This is a genomic window from Cryobacterium levicorallinum, from assembly GCF_004402405.1.
In the GTDB taxonomy this organism is placed as follows: domain Bacteria; phylum Actinomycetota; class Actinomycetes; order Actinomycetales; family Microbacteriaceae; genus Cryobacterium; species Cryobacterium levicorallinum.
Genome location: NZ_SOFE01000025.1, coordinates 1 through 14,202 on the forward strand (window position 1 = coordinate 1; position 14,202 = coordinate 14,202).

The 14,202-nt window shown below is 61.6% G+C and carries 15 protein-coding genes; all 15 read right to left on the reverse strand.

Going from position 1 to position 14,202, the window contains the following annotated elements; translation table 11 throughout:
• Nucleotides 1-82 precede the first annotated feature (82 nt).
• Nucleotides 83-367: an ATP-binding cassette domain-containing protein gene (locus tag E3O11_RS15010; RefSeq protein WP_092452689.1), complete on the reverse strand. Its 285-nt coding sequence runs from the start codon at nucleotides 365-367 to the stop codon at nucleotides 83-85.
• Between the two features lie 54 nt (nucleotides 368-421).
• Nucleotides 422-1,522: a substrate-binding domain-containing protein gene (locus E3O11_RS15015; protein ID WP_092452692.1), complete on the reverse strand. Its 1,101-nt coding sequence runs from the start codon at nucleotides 1,520-1,522 to the stop codon at nucleotides 422-424.
• A gap of 93 nt (nucleotides 1,523-1,615) precedes the next feature.
• Complete coding sequence (locus tag E3O11_RS18605) at nucleotides 1,616-2,500, reverse strand: GntR family transcriptional regulator (RefSeq protein WP_092452695.1); 885 nt, start codon at nucleotides 2,498-2,500, stop codon at nucleotides 1,616-1,618.
• A 215-nt stretch (nucleotides 2,501-2,715) separates the two neighbouring features.
• Entirely contained in the window at nucleotides 2,716-3,684 is a 969-nt protein-coding gene (locus E3O11_RS15025) for a hypothetical protein (RefSeq protein WP_134495610.1), read from the reverse strand.
• 615 nt (nucleotides 3,685-4,299) lie between these two features.
• Complete coding sequence (locus E3O11_RS15030; protein ID WP_092452698.1) at nucleotides 4,300-5,205, reverse strand: cytochrome b/b6 domain-containing protein; 906 nt, start codon at nucleotides 5,203-5,205, stop codon at nucleotides 4,300-4,302.
• Nucleotides 5,202-6,203 carry an electron transfer flavoprotein subunit alpha/FixB family protein gene (locus E3O11_RS15035; RefSeq protein WP_092452701.1) on the reverse strand — a complete coding sequence of 334 codons (1,002 nt, stop codon included), beginning with the start codon at nucleotides 6,201-6,203 and terminating at the stop codon, nucleotides 5,202-5,204. The genes E3O11_RS15030 and E3O11_RS15035 overlap by 4 nt, the downstream gene beginning before the upstream one ends.
• 38 nt (nucleotides 6,204-6,241) lie before the next feature.
• Nucleotides 6,242-7,006: an electron transfer flavoprotein subunit beta/FixA family protein gene (locus tag E3O11_RS15040; RefSeq protein WP_092452704.1), complete on the reverse strand. Its 765-nt coding sequence runs from the start codon at nucleotides 7,004-7,006 to the stop codon at nucleotides 6,242-6,244.
• Nucleotides 7,003-8,388 (reverse strand): FAD-dependent oxidoreductase, encoded by a 1,386-nt coding sequence (locus E3O11_RS15045; protein WP_092452707.1) that lies wholly within the window; start codon nucleotides 8,386-8,388, stop codon nucleotides 7,003-7,005. Before E3O11_RS15045 ends, E3O11_RS15040 begins: the two co-directional genes overlap by 4 nt.
• Entirely contained in the window at nucleotides 8,385-9,761 is a 1,377-nt protein-coding gene (locus E3O11_RS15050) for an MmgE/PrpD family protein (RefSeq protein WP_166787601.1), read from the reverse strand. The genes E3O11_RS15045 and E3O11_RS15050 overlap by 4 nt, the downstream gene beginning before the upstream one ends.
• Nucleotides 9,758-10,375, reverse strand: coding sequence for a hydantoin racemase (locus E3O11_RS15055; RefSeq protein WP_139226687.1), 618 nt, complete (start codon nucleotides 10,373-10,375; stop codon nucleotides 9,758-9,760). Before E3O11_RS15055 ends, E3O11_RS15050 begins: the two co-directional genes overlap by 4 nt.
• Before the next feature lie 37 nt (nucleotides 10,376-10,412).
• The gene (locus tag E3O11_RS15060; protein ID WP_092452713.1) at nucleotides 10,413-10,721 is read right to left on the reverse strand and encodes a muconolactone Delta-isomerase; all 309 of its coding nucleotides are present in this window, start codon (nucleotides 10,719-10,721) and stop codon (nucleotides 10,413-10,415) included.
• Nucleotides 10,722-10,731: 10 nt separating this feature from the next.
• Entirely contained in the window at nucleotides 10,732-11,436 is a 705-nt protein-coding gene (locus tag E3O11_RS15065) for an ABC transporter ATP-binding protein (protein WP_233205658.1), read from the reverse strand.
• On the reverse strand, nucleotides 11,436-12,152 hold the full coding sequence (locus E3O11_RS15070; protein ID WP_092452716.1) for an ABC transporter ATP-binding protein: 717 nt from the start codon (nucleotides 12,150-12,152) through the stop codon (nucleotides 11,436-11,438). Before E3O11_RS15070 ends, E3O11_RS15065 begins: the two co-directional genes overlap by 1 nt.
• Entirely contained in the window at nucleotides 12,149-13,195 is a 1,047-nt protein-coding gene (locus E3O11_RS15075) for a branched-chain amino acid ABC transporter permease (protein WP_198415608.1), read from the reverse strand. Before E3O11_RS15075 ends, E3O11_RS15070 begins: the two co-directional genes overlap by 4 nt.
• Nucleotides 13,192-14,199: a branched-chain amino acid ABC transporter permease gene (locus E3O11_RS15080; protein ID WP_092452719.1), complete on the reverse strand. Its 1,008-nt coding sequence runs from the start codon at nucleotides 14,197-14,199 to the stop codon at nucleotides 13,192-13,194. The genes E3O11_RS15075 and E3O11_RS15080 overlap by 4 nt, the downstream gene beginning before the upstream one ends.
• Nucleotides 14,200-14,202: the final 3 nt, after the last annotated feature.

The window sequence follows — 14,202 nt, forward strand, 5'->3', positions numbered from 1 at the left end:
CTGTGAGGAACTTTGAACGGTTCTCACTGACCATCGCACGGTGGTTCGTTACGTTGTTATTCCAACGATCGAACCCCGGGAATTACACCACTGCACGGGACGTGACCTGATGCACCACGCTTATACCGAGCGCCAACGCATCCTTGGGACTGCGTAACCGAACAATCTGATCTCCGACTCGGATTTCGCCGGCATCCGGTACAACCCCGCCACCTAGAACTTTCATGAGAGTGGACTTGCCTGCACCGTTTTCTCCGGCCAGCGCGTGGACCTCGCCGGCCCGCAGATCAAAGTCCACCCCTTTGAGCGCAACTACCCCCGGGTACTGTTTGGTGATGCCACGTAGCTCAACTAACGCGTGTGTCATAGGATTCTCCGGTCAGGCGTAACTGATGTACGTGAATTCCACGGCGATTGTCAATTAGGCGCATGGGTCGACAGGCGTTTCGAAGTCACCCCAGCCATTGGGGATCCATTCATCGGCATTGTCCGGGACTACTGCCGGCAGGCTCGGGAGCTGCAGTTTTAGACCCGGCTCGTCGTATGCCTCCGCACCAGTAATCTCCTCGCCCTGAAGTGCCAAGATGGCCGCTCGGACACCTATATCGCCGATAAAGGGACTGTAGTTTCCATCGGCTTGGAACCCGCCGTCGCGGACCCACTCAAAACCTGGGGCTGAACCGTCATGCGTATAGTGCCTGATGCCGTCATCACAGCGCCCAGCGTTGGCTATTGCCTGCTGAGCTCCCCATGAAGACTCTTCAGCGTGCGAGAAGACAGCATCAATTTGGTCGTATTTCGTGAGCCAGTCATCCATCACTCCGACGGCAGGTTCCCGAACCCACTCCCCGTCGCCTACCGCAAGGATTTCGATACCGGGGTATTCTTCCAGCGCCTGACGCAGACCGGCACTGCGGTCGGTAGCAGCGGAGGACCCAGACAGGCCTGTAATCTCTAGAATTTTGCCCTGACCGCCCAGGTCATCGATCATTGCCATCGCAGTGTCATAGGCCATCTCCACGTTCGATTGACCGACAAACACGGTTTTCTCCGCAGGCACATCACGGTCCAGCACAATCAACGGAATTCCGGCGTCCATTACGCGCTTAGCAGCAGGTGCAAGTCCGGCCGATTCCACCGGGCTGAGAATGATAGCGTCCACTCCACGCGACATCAGATCGGACACATCATTCGCTTGGTCTGCCACATCGCAATTACCGTCAGTCACGACAAGCTCAACTCCAGGGTGCCGTGCGACCTCAGCTTCCGCGCTTTCAATCATGGCAGTCCGCCACGGATGGTTAAAACATGTTTGAGAAAAACCGATAGTGATCACATCTGAGTCGGCACCGCCAATGGCACCTTCATCCACGGGCAGAATATCCGTGTAGGGCAAACTCTCGTATTTTTGGCCCCCACCGTCTGTTGATCCGCTATTGCTGGCGATACTTGAGGCCTGGCACCCGGTCGAAGCCAATACCAAGGCGACGGCCGCAACTGAAAAACCGACTTTTTTCAACATGAACTCTCCTTTGAGTGATGCCTATTGCCCCTGGCGACTGCCGCGAGCTTGGGTGTTAGTTAGTTAGTTGGTTGAACGAATAAAATTTGGATGCTAGCTCGGTGAATGAGAAAGCTCGACGCGGTACTCGTACCGATCCGCCGGAAACGTCATGACAGTCCATTCAACCGGTCGGTTCGACGGCGTGTAACTAACACGTCGAACAATGAGAGTAGGGCTGTTGGGAAGACACATCAGATGATGCGCTTCTTCATCGCTCGCCGCTCCGGCCCGCACAGTTTCGACTCCGCGATCCAACTGGAGCCCGATCTCGGGACCCTGCAGCAGTTCATAAAGAGAGTTCGCTTCGAGAACCTCGGCGTTGAACAGATCGAGCCTCCCAACGAGCACTTCAACAGGTAGCCATGTTTCAGCTAAACCAATCGGGTTGCCATCAGCGAGCAACAACCGCCGCACAAACTGACACGAACCGTTCAATCCGATTACCGACTGAATGACCGATGGACTATCGACAATTGCGGAATCCAAGAGCCGCCTCTTAGGGTCATAGCCTTGCGATCTCATGTTTTGAGTGAATGACGTGAGTAATGACTGATGACTTGGACGGGGCTTACCGACGAAAGACCCAACTCCCTGAATCCGCTCAACTTGACCGTCAGCCACTAGCCGTGACAGTGCTTGGCGAATCGTTTGGCGCGAAACCTCATAGGTCTGAGCTATCTCCGCCTCAGTGGGCAATTTATCCCCGGGCGCCAGTTTCCGCTCATGGATATACGACAAAAGCGCCTGCTCCAGCTGGACATAAAGGGGAGCGGGACTGCGTCGGTCCATCCTTGTTGTCATGACAACATGTTTACCCATCAACTGGATGGTGTCAAGGGTTTCTCTCGAACCCGCGTTTTCTCCGCCACGCTTCCCAACCACGCATCCGCCAAGTGCTGATATGCGATTGGATGTCTCATCTCCGGACCGGTGCATCCAGGCTTAGAGGTCTTCGCTTCGTCGCCTACCGTCTCATTCAAGGAGCGAATTCGCCGCGCCGCCGCATTCCCACCAATAACCAGTCACACCGTCGAAGACACTGTCCACGAATAAAATACTTGATCAAAGCCGTACTTAAGTCCGGAGGTCAAGATAAAGGGTCTTTCCTGCCGCTTCTTTCATGTAACAGCGGGAGCCACTGCCCAAATCGCCTATCCGAGCAATTGGCGGTCGATAGGATCGTCGCCCAGTGCATCTGGCGTCTCGAAGGACCCGGCAAAGTACTGCTTCGCGATGCGGGCAGCGTTTCGCGCGTCATCGGCAGTGAGCATATTCCTAGGCACACTCTGAAAGACGTTCTGCAAGGCGAATTCCACGATCAGCGATTCGAGAGCAACTGGCGCCATTCCGCGGTTCACCCTTGCTCTATTCTCAAATTTCGAGTCGGACGAATACCGCTCCCTATTGCGGTTCGCATTTCTAACGACTGTCTTAACTAGATTGCCAAACTGCCGCTGCCGCCCCACCCGCCGAACCTCAGCCTTCGTGCTTCGCACGGCCGCGGCGACGTCGCGGCCGGTCAGGAGGTCGACCCGGCGCATCCGCTCTGCGACTATCTCCACGGTGCGGGCGTACACGACGTCCTCCACCGACACCGGCGGTAGCCCGACGCGTGCACGCGATGACACGTAGGCCTCGGCGAACTCGCGCATTCGCGCACCGTTCTTGAGCATGTGCTCGGTCAGCGATTCAGCGAACACCGTGAATTGCCGCAGGTGGTCGGGCCGCGACGGGTCATGGAAATACGCGTCGGCCTCGCGCTCGTTGATCCGGCGCTCAGCCGCGGTCGCTACGTGAATACGCTTCGGTGGGAGGCCGGCCCGGCTCAGGCTGCGCTTCAGCCGCCGCGCGGCAGCGTTGGCCTCCAGCTCGGACTGGTATATCTCCGGATCGCTGCGCCGATTGCGCTGCAACTCGGCCCGACGCTCCTTGTTGCGCTCAGCCCACTGCCGCGTGATCTGCTTCGTACGCTCCGGGTCCGCATCCCGCTTGGCCGCAGCCCGGGCATTCACCTCGTCACGATGAGCCTCGTAGTAGCAGTTGTAGTACTCGCGTACCTTCTCGCGATTCTCCGCCACCCACCGCTGCTGAGACTCACGCCGGCGCTCCGGATGCTCCACCCGCCAGCGCTCCGCCCGCTCCCTCCCCCGCGCCCGCACCGCCGCCTCGCGTTGACGCCGAACCGCGGCCCGACGCATCGAATCACGATTGAGCTCCCGGGCCCGGTCCAGGTGTTCCGACCGCCAGAGCCGATTCAGCTCGCGGATCCGCGGTCCGTGGGACGCGTCGAGGTACCCGACTGCTGCGAAAAACACGGCAACCGCTGGTGCCAGCATGTCAGCCCGGCATCAATGACATTTCAGCAATGACCACAGACGAAATGCAAAGGTGACCTTAACGCCTTGGCGCTCGGCTGGCTGGCGGGTTACTTCTGGATAGCTGCCATTGAAAGAGACTGAACGATTTGAATTGCTGGGATCCGGGTACCAGCCCGCAGTGCCGATCATGCGTTTATCGAACCCCACGGCGAGCAGCTGGAGGAACGGAATGGTGCATCGTTCCAACGCCGTCACTGGACGAAAACTCTGGTCTGGATACAGTTGGAGCGGCTCGCGACTCCCATGACAAACTTGACTTACGTGACTTGAGCAACATTTCTATTGCCTTTCCTTGGCTGGACTAACGAGTCAACACTCAGAATCTAAACTTTTAATGACGGCCCTGATCATCTATAACTAGCGGGACACCGAGCCGGTCAGCGAGGCAATAGACCGCAGCACCAACGGCCTTGATACCACCCACACAATGATCATGAGAACAAGCGACGCTGCGAAAATCCAAAACCCTACCCAGCTGTCGTCACTGCGAGCGGCGTACATATGGTTGAGATTTCGCAGCGCCCCGGTCGCCAGCACAAGGGTCACGTGCACCGCCGTGAACGCCACAAAAAAGATCATGACCGGAAAGTGAATTGCGCGCGCCACCGTGATCGGCACGAGCTTGCTGAATCGGGATGAGATGCCGGCGGGTGACATGCGCAGCCCCGTGATCAGCGCCAGAGGAGCGGCGATGAACACGACCGCAAAATAGCTGAGCGTCTGAAGTGCGTTGTAGTTGACCCAGCCGTCTTCGACCGGCCAGTTCAATGACAGGTATTGCAGCGCCGCCGACAATGCGTTCGGAATGATTTCATAATCAAGCGGAACGATGCGCACCCACTGCCCCGTCACGAACAGCAGCACATAGAAAACGACACCGTTGATGACCCACAACGTGTCCGATGTGAGGTGCGCCCAGAGGTTGAGGCTGATGCGGGTCGGCGCTCGCTTGGTGCGAATGCGCCCTGTATTGTTGCGCTGCCAGTACGCTGCTGGGCGGGTGGAGGTGCGCACTTGCCAACCGGATCGCACGATGAACAGCAGAAAAAATACGTTCAGGCCGTGCTGCCAGGCGAGCCAAGCGGGGATGCCGACCGGCGCGGTCTCCGGTAACGTAGCGGTCCCAGGATAGGCCGCGAGAAAGTTCTGGCCGGCCGCGGTCTCCCGCAGAGCCCGGGCAGCCAGAACCAAAGCCAGCAGTATTGCGAGGGCGAGGGGTATCGCCCAGAGCAATCGGATGAGAGTTTTCGACGGTCGTGTCATGCGGCGCTGTCGCGGGCGGCGATGGCCGCGATAAGTTGCGGCACCACAGCGAAAACATCGCCGACGATACCGAAGTCGGCGATGTCAAAAATGGGGGCGTTGGCATCCGTGTTGATGGCCACGATGGTGCTCGCTGTCTGCATGCCGGCGCGGTGCTGGATAGCACCTGAGATGCCCAGAGCTACGTAGAGCTCGGGCGACACAGTCACGCCGGTCTGGCCCACTTGGGTAGTTTGCTCGGCGAAGCCGGCGTCGACTGCCGCGCGAGATGCCCCGACCGCCGCCCCGAGCGCTGCGGCCAACTGTTCTACGAGTGCGAACTGTTCACGGGATTGCATGCCGCGGCCCCCTGACACCACTGCGCGTGCGCCACGCAGGTCGGGGCGGTCGGATCCGGCCTCAACGGCATGAAATGCCTCGATCACGGCAGAGTGGGCTCCGGCCACATCCGTATCCAAAATGTTGATTGTCGCGACCGGATGCTGAACTACAGGAGTCTCGTCGGCCGTACTCTGCCGCAGGGTCACTATAGCCGGCTTCCCGGTGACCGCCGCGTCGACCAGATAGGAGCCGCCGAAGATGGAGTGCGTCGCTACTATTCGATCGTTGTCCTGTCGTACGTCGAGGGCATCCACGAGGAGTGTGCCGCCGAGGCGCACCGCCAGGCGACCGGCGATCTCTCTACCCTCGATGGAATTGCACAGCAGAACACCGGAGGCGGCGAGCGTGGTGGCGGCAGTAGCCAGTGCCTCAAGTTGCGGCCAATGCATGATCACGCCGACGTGCTCGCTCGCAACCAGGTAGACCTGCTCGGCTCCGAGCGTCCCGAGGTGCTCGCTGATGCGTGCGACCAGTTGCCGGTTATTCGTGATCTCGGCACGCACTGCGGCGACAGCCACAGGGGTTCCGAGCCGCGCCGCTGCACTCAGGAGCTGGGCAGCAGTGTTAGCGATCTCGCCAGCGGGTGTGATGTCGATGAGGGTGATGATGTGTGACACGTGAGTCTCCTTACAAGTGAGATGAGCAGCCGGCAGCGTTAGATGAGGCGTTTGCCAGCGAGAAAGCCGGCCAGCTCGGTTCCGGCGTCGCCGGCGTCGACGATCTTTATCCCGGCGGCGCGTGCGGGGGTGCGTTGGGCAGCGAGAGTGATGGCATCCGCTCGGGGAGCAGTGTCGACTGCCAGGTCTGCGAGGGTCATCACCACGACGGGCTTCTTCTTGGCGCGCATGATGTTTCGAAAAGTGGCGAACCGAGGTGTGGCTGACAGCTCGGTTATCGAGATGACCGCCGGCAGAACGCTGCTCACAGTGAGGGTGCCAGCCTCAGTGGCGCGCTCCCCACGCAATGCGTCGACTCCGATCACGACCGAATTTAGATTTGTGGCCTGTGACACGCCGAGTAGCTCGGCCACCATTGAGGCAATGACGCCTCCACGACCATCCGTCGATTCGTTGCCGGCGATCACCAGGCCGAAACCTGTCTGACGCAGCGCTGCGGCCAGCACTGTGGCGGTGCGCACCAGATCAGCCCCAGCCAGCAAGGGGTCGAGCACGTGCACGGCAGAATCGGCGCCCATAGCGAGCGCCTTGCGCAGCGAGTCTTTGGCTTGCTCTGGTCCCATGGTGAGCACCACAACTTCGGCGTCGTGCGAATCCTGGTACGCGAGCGCTACCTCGAGGGCACGTTCATTGATCTCGTCGATCACAGCCGCGCCAGTGCGGTCAATCCATCCGGTGTTCAGATCGAGCGTGCGCTCATTCCAAGTGTCGGGCACGTGTTTAATCAGTACAACAATTTTCATGACACATTTCCAGCGTTGGCGTGCAGGTGTTCGGCGGCCAGATAGGCCAGGCCGAGTGCAGGAAGCAGCCCGTTGCCGGCGAGATAGCCGGCGGCGCCGTGACCAGAGATGCCCATTGCAGCGCCACCGGATGCGTAGAGTCCGGTGATCGCGTCACCCGTGTCGCGCAGTACCCGGCCTTGACCGTCCACTCGCAGGCCACCCTGGGTGTGGAACAGGGCGGGCTGCACGAAGATGGCGGCGAGTTCGCCATTCAGTGGCGCTTCCCAAAGGGTGCGACCGAAGGCATCCGCTGCCCGCGCCGCTGCGTACTCGCGAGTCTCGGCGAGGGTTTGGGTGAGACCCGCGGAGTCGATATTCACGAGTTCGGCTAGCTCGGCCGCGGCGGTGGCCCAGCGGATCCCGTTGAGATTGACGGTGTCCTGGTAGTCCTGAAACGACAGGCACGCCTCGTGAATACGCCGGTCGAGAATGATCCACGCCCGGCCGTTCGCATGCCGGAGCGACTCCTGCGCGTACTCGGAATAGCCGCTGGTCTCGTTGCCGAACCGTGCACCCGCCTCGTTCACGAGAAACCCGCCGTGCATGACCGTGGCCCAGCCGGCGAGGGTGGCCGAGGGCATCGCGAGGGCGGCGTGTCCCTGGTAGGCGTCGAGATAGGCCGTCGCGGCGCCGAGCCGGGCGCCGATTTGAAGCGCCGTTCCGGTGGACTCGTCACTGCCGTAGTAAACGGCGCCGGCGATCTCCGGCAGGTACCGGCCCACGAGCTCGGCGTCAGCGCCGAACCCGTTGGTGGCGAGCAGCACGGCCCGGGTGTGGATCGTCTCGAGCCCCGCAGGTGTGTCGACGACCACCGCCGACACGGTGCCGTCGGTCATGATCACATCGATAAGCCGGGCCGGCACGAAGAAATCGATGCGTGGTGAGCTCTGCGCCGCTTCGGCCAGGTGCTTGAGCAACACGGCGCCGGCGCGGCCGGGCACGGTATGGCAGCGCAGCTGAGAGTGCCCCGGGTAGGGAAAATCGGTCACGAGAGACATGGGCAGGCCCACCTCGTCGGCAAGCCATTCCACGAGGGGGCCGCTCACCTCGGCGAGGGCCCGCGCGAGATTCTCGTCGGCCTGCCCCTTGGTCTTGGCCACGATGTCGGCGTAGAACGTGTCGGCGGAATCCGCGATGCCGGCCTCGGACTGCCAGCGCGAGCCCGCCCCGGGGATCATCGCAGTGGACATTGCCGTGTTGTTCGCGCTGAGAAAGTGCTCGCTGGCATCGATGACGAGCACGGAGAGACCGTGCTGCGCCGCCCGGATGGCGGCGACCAGGCCGCCCCCTCCCCCAGCTACGACGAGGTCAACAGTATCTTCGTCGGGATTGTCGGTCATAGTGCGGCTCCTTGAATCGTGGGCGAGAGCGCGGTGAGGGTCGCCGCAGCGTCGGCGCTGGTGGCGAGGGTGCCGACCAGGTCGGTAACGTGTGCGGTGTCGCCACGCCCGATTAGAACTTCGAGCTTGGCGGTGATCTGCTGCGCACCGAGCGGAGAATTGTCGGCATCCCCGATGGCGTTTGGCGATGCGTCGGTGAGCACCGTTCCGTCGGTGAGGGTGATATCGACCCGTACCCAGCGAGCGTCGGGCAGCAGCCGGTCGAAATCGTCCGACGCGGCCATGCGCACCCGAGTGCTGAGCGCCTGCGCTTGGGCGAAGGCCGGCAGCGCCGGGTTCATTGCCTGCGGGTCGACGCGTTCATTGAGCAGGGCGGCCGCCACAACGAAGGGGAAGGAGAACATGGCCGATAGTCGGTTGTGGGCGGCGCCGTCGAACAGAGGCCGTGCCAGGGCTGTGGTGGTCACGAGCACATCGGCCACATCGGCCAGGGCGAAGGCGCGCCGCGCCTTGAGCGCCTGGATGATGTCGATCGCGCCGTGCGTGAAAGCGCAGCTTGAGTGCGACTTTACGTAGCCCTCGGTGATAAACCAGCGCTCACCGAGGTCGTCGACCAGGGCTGCGGCGTCGAGGGTGCCGATGATGGTGCCCAGGCTGCTTGCCAGGGCACCGGTGTTGGCGACCAGTCCTGACCCGGCCAGCCGCGCGGCGTGCAACCCCGCTGTGCCGGCGTTGGCGGCCCACAGGTTTCGGGTGAAGTTGCCCTCGAGCGCCATGGACCACGGCGTCACCGTCATAAGCCCACCCGAGGCATCCATCGCCGCCGCGATGCGCTCGGCCGGTTGCCCGGCAACCAGTGCCGCGGCGCACGCCGCTCCCACTGCACCCCAGTGTCCGTGTGGGTGCCACAGCGGATGTCGATCCAGGGCCCGGCCACACCGTGCGGCTACCTCGTACCCCGCGACCACAGCCACCAGGAACTCCGCCCCAGTCACTGCCTGGCGGGAGCGTTGCACTGCGGCCATGGCGGCGAAGACGATGTGCGCCGCCGGGTGGCCCTGCGAATGCTTGTTACCTTCGTCGAGCTCAAGCACGCAGGCCGAGACGGCGTTCAGAAAAGCGGCCTCCTCAGCGGTCGTAGTGTCGCTCGTTCCGAGGATGGGGGCACGGCCAGGCTCGGCGTCCCACTCGGCGAACAGCCGCGTCAGTTCAGGGGTGCGGGCACCGGCCACGGTGACGCCCCACAAGTCAGTGAGCAGCAGGAGCACCCGTTCGCGCACGCTCTCGGGCAGGCTCTCGAACGTGAGCGCGGCCGCGAATTCGGCCAGCTGGTTGACGGCCCCGGTCAACGCAGTGCGGTCGGTGGTGCTCACGCTGCCGCCCGCGGCGGCAGCTGTAGGTTGGCCCTTACGCCGAGTAGTTGCAGCGCGAGGGCCGTGGGGTCGATGAGTCGGGTCTCTCCGGCCTGCACGTCTACCGCGGAGCATCCGTTGATGACCGCATCGTCAGTGGCGGTGGCCAGGAGGTCTCGCGTGGCTCTCGCCCACCGGGCTTCGTCGGAGATGTCGTCGACCGAAAGTTCGAGTACAAAAGTGCTGCTGTCGCCGCCGCCGTAGAGCGCGAGCTGGCGATCCAGCTCCCGCGCAATCGTATCGTTGCGAGCGACGGCACCCACAGTGAGGCCCTGGCCGAGGAAAAAAGTAGTCGTGAGTTTGAGAATGCCGTAGACCGGCCGGGCAAACAGGCCGGGCGGGCTGTCGACTACCGGGTCGAGAACGCAATCCGGCAGGAAGCCGCTCCAGCCCGTACCGTCGACGGCGCGATAGCGCGCAATGAGACATTGCTCCGACGCCACGATGTCGTCGTGCGTCTCGAGTGATCGGGGTGCTTCGGAACCGTCACCCAAGTTTTCCACGAGCACACGCACGCCCGCCGGCACGAGCCGGTCGTAGCGATGCTGGCGCCGGGCGATTTCTTCCACGCTCACGGCAATCGGAGTGATGGCAAGTAACTGCAAAACGACCTCAGCTCTGAAGTTGGGGAACGATCCCGAGGACACGGGGATCGTTCGGGTGGAGGGCGAGTGGATGCGCGGTGATCGACATCCAGGGATACAGCGGCAGCGAGGATAGGGCTTCATGAAGTTCGGTGGCATCGGCCACCTCGTAGAGACTCCAGTTGGCCCAGCGCCCAGGAATGCGCCATATTCGCCTGAGTTTCCCGGCGCGGGCAAGAACCTGGCCCTGTTCAAGCTCCCGCTGAAAGATTGCTTCCTTGCGGGCCGCGTCACCGTCGGCCGGCCAGGCTATGTCAATATGAACGAGAAATTCCATGCCGTGCCCCTTACATACCGAGATAGGCTTTGCGAACCTCGGCGCTGTCGGCAAGCTCTTGCCCGGTGCCCTCAAGCACGACAGAACCGCTCTCGAGCACATAGGCACGATCGGAGATCGCCAACGCCTGTGATGCGTTCTGCTCCACGATCAGCACGGTCGCGCCATCGTCGCGAATCTTCTGGATCGCCGCGAAGACCTGAGCGACCAAGTTGGGCGCAAGTCCGATCGACGGTTCATCGAGCGTGAGACATTTGGGCTGCGCCATGAGCGCACGACCGATGGCCAACATCTGTTGCTGCCCGCCTGACATGGTCTCGGCACGCTGGGTTCGCCGGGATTGCAGAATGGGAAACAAGTCGAAGACACGCTCGAGGGATGCACGAACCGACGATTTCGGCTGCGTATACGCACCCATCACCAGGTTTTCGATGACCTGAAGCCCACCGAACAGCGCCCGGTCCTGGGCGACGTGCACGAGACCGGCCCGCACGATCTGATCCGGTCGGGCGCTCTGCAGGGGAACACCCTCGAACAGAATTTCCCCGCTACTGGGGTGGATGAGACCGGCCAGCGAGCGCAAGGTGGTCGTCTTGCCGGCTCCGTTGGCGCCGATCAGTGATACGATCTCGCCGCTGCCGACGTGCAGCGACAGCTCGTGGAGAATCTCCAGTTTTCTATAGCCTGCACGAACATTCTTGACCTCGAGCAGCATCAGTAGTCCTCTCCCAGATAGGCATCCACGACCGCTGCATCCTGGATAACGTCTGCCGGAACACCCAGTGCCAGCTGTTGGCCTTCGTGCATCACCAGAAGTCGCTCCGACAAAGCCAGCACGGCGGCCATGATGTGCTCCACGAACAACACTGTGACGCCGTCCTGGTGAATCTCGCGAAGCAGGTCGATGATTGGTGCCCGTTCCGTCGGCACCAGACCGGCCAGAACCTCGTCGAGCAAGAGCACGCGCGGTTCGAGGGCGAGCGCCCGGGCGAGTTCAAGGCGCTTGAGACCCGCGGTCGGCAAAGTACCCGACATCGCATCTTTATAGGTCCCGAGTCCGACGCGGTCGATCACGTCGGCGGCGTGGTCGCGCGCTTTTGGAATGGACCGAATCTTGTTGTGCGAGGCGATCGCCACGTTTTCCAGCACCGTCATGCTTTCGAAAGGCCGCATCAATTGAAAGGTGCGCACGAGTCCGACCGAGGCCACTCGATCGGCCGACCAGCCGGTGATGTCCTGCCCATCAAACACGATCTTGCCTGAGGTCGGGCGCAATTGGCCGGCCAACACCGACAGCAGCGTGGTCTTGCCGGCACCATTGGGGCCAATGATGCCGAGATACTCACGATCGGCGATTTCGAGGTTCACATTGCCGAGGGCGGCCAAGCCGCCGAACGACTTGGAGAGCCCGTCAAGAACGAGAAGACTCATTTGCGCCTTCTTTCACGGATTGTGCCGTATATGCCCTTGGGGAGGAACACCACGATCAGGATGAGCAGGATGGCGTAGATGGCGATGTCGAGACCGCTCGTACCGTACAGAAACTCCAAGAATGGCGGCGGGTCCCGCAGGAATCCGGCCACGACGGCGGAGAGCGGACCGATCACGGCGGCGCCGATAAGCGGTCCCCAGATCGTTCCGATGCCGCCGATGACAGCGGGGATAATCGCGTCGGTTGATACGTGCAGTCCAAACGCCTGATCCGGCCCAATGAAGAGGTAGTACTGGGTGTAGAAGGCACCGGCGACGGCGGTCACCGCGCAGCTCAATGCCACCGGAATCAAGCGATACTTCATTACCTTGATACCGAGCGACTCCGCCGCCGTCGGGTCGTCGCGAATGGCTTGGGCAAACTGGCCCGGTCGCGAATAAACGAACGAGATAGAGACGGCCACCGCGACGCCCAATAGAACGAGCGGAATCCAGTAGTAGTACAGACTGCCCTGGTCAAACTGCAGCATGGACCACGACTCCTCGGGCAGCAGCGGAATGTTGATGCCCTCGCTCTTGTTGAGAAACTCCATGTTGAGCGTGACGAGCAAGAACATTTGAGCAAAGGCGAACGTCGCCAGCGCGAAGTACGAGCCGGCCAGCTTGTACTTCAAACACAAGTAAGCGATGAGAACGCCCACACCCGCCGAAAGACCAGCACCCACGATCATGCCGATCCAGGGAGAGACGCCGAAGGCGGTGAGCAGATAGGCGTTGGTGTACGCGCCCACTCCGAAGAATGCGGCGTGGCCGAAGCTGAACATGCCGCCGTACCCACTCATCAGGTTCCAGCCGACGGCCATGATGGCGAAGATTAGGGTACGAATCGCCACGGGAAGGGCAGATTCCGGCACGACGAGGGGTAAGAAAGCCATCACGACCAGCACGAGTGCCAGTACCGAAAAATGTAACCGAGCGCCGGTGGGAAGGCGTCGTTTCAGGTCGGCCAGTCGCTCTGGCGCGGCAACTCCTAACGCAGTCACTTGTTAGCTCCAAACAGTCCTTGAGGACGAAGAAATAGCACCAGCACGAACATGCCGAACACCAACAGGAGCGGTCCGCTTCCCGGTAGGAACAACGAGCCGACCGTCTGCAGCAGCCCAATGAAAATGCCGCCCACGAGCGCGCCAGGCACGCTGCCCAACCCACCCAGGACCACGATTACGAAGGCCAGCGTGGTGAATTGGTCGCCCGCCGACGGCACGAGGCTGGTGAACGGGGCCAGCAGTCCCCCGGCAACACCAACGGATGCCGCGCCAAGACCGAAGGTCATCGCGTAGATACGCTTCACGTTTACCCCTACGAGCGACGCGCCCGTTCCGTTCGCCGCGACGGCACGAATGGCGAGACCGACTGGGCTCTTGCGCAGAATCACGATGAGCCCGCCCGCGACGATTACCGCTCCGACGAAGGCGATGATGCGGGGAACATCGGCGATCGCACCGAGAATCTGTACGGAACCCGCGTAGGGAGAAGGCACGTTCAACGGGCGGCCGCCGAAGATCATCAGCAACGTGTTCGAGATCAAAAGAGACAGGCCAAGGGTTACGAGAAGCGGTCGTGAGTGACCGACATCCGTTATGAGCCTATTCATGAGGGTCGACTGCACGAGCCAGCCAAAGCCGAACATTATGGGCGCGCTCAGGACCACGGCCAGATAAGGATTGATACCCGCGGACGACACCATGAAATAGACCAGGTACATGGCCATGGCCAGCATGGCGCCCTGGGCGAAGTTGACAATGCCCAACACCCCGAAAATGAGGGTGAGACCGAGTGAAACCAAAACGTAGACGCCACCGAGCAGCAGGCCCGTTACAACCGTTTGAGTGACCAGATTGCTGTCCTTGCCGCCGAAAAGGTACACCGCAGCGATTCCGAGCACAGTGATGGCGAACAGGCCCAACACAATTCGGCCACGCTCGGTCGTCAACAAGTTCACACTCCTGGTCGGTGTTTCGACCGGTATGGAGACGTCTACGCTCATGGC

Coding starts and splice junctions, on each gene's coding strand:
- E3O11_RS15040 (WP_092452704.1), bottom strand. CDS start 7,006: ATGAAAATTGTTGTACTGATTAAACACGTGCCCGACACTTGGAATGAG.
- E3O11_RS18605 (WP_092452695.1), bottom strand. CDS start 2,500: ATGCACCGGTCCGGAGATGAGACATCCAATCGCATATCAGCACTTGGC.
- E3O11_RS15070 (WP_092452716.1), bottom strand. CDS start 12,152: ATGAGTCTTCTCGTTCTTGACGGGCTCTCCAAGTCGTTCGGCGGCTTG.
- E3O11_RS15010 (WP_092452689.1), bottom strand. CDS start 367: ATGACACACGCGTTAGTTGAGCTACGTGGCATCACCAAACAGTACCCG.
- E3O11_RS15045 (WP_092452707.1), bottom strand. CDS start 8,388: ATGACCGACAATCCCGACGAAGATACTGTTGACCTCGTCGTAGCTGGG.
- E3O11_RS15065 (WP_233205658.1), bottom strand. CDS start 11,436: ATGCTGCTCGAGGTCAAGAATGTTCGTGCAGGCTATAGAAAACTGGAG.
- E3O11_RS15030 (WP_092452698.1), bottom strand. CDS start 5,205: ATGACACGACCGTCGAAAACTCTCATCCGATTGCTCTGGGCGATACCC.
- E3O11_RS15015 (WP_092452692.1), bottom strand. CDS start 1,522: ATGTTGAAAAAAGTCGGTTTTTCAGTTGCGGCCGTCGCCTTGGTATTG.
- E3O11_RS15080 (WP_092452719.1), bottom strand. CDS start 14,199: ATGAGCGTAGACGTCTCCATACCGGTCGAAACACCGACCAGGAGTGTG.
- E3O11_RS15060 (WP_092452713.1), bottom strand. CDS start 10,721: ATGGAATTTCTCGTTCATATTGACATAGCCTGGCCGGCCGACGGTGAC.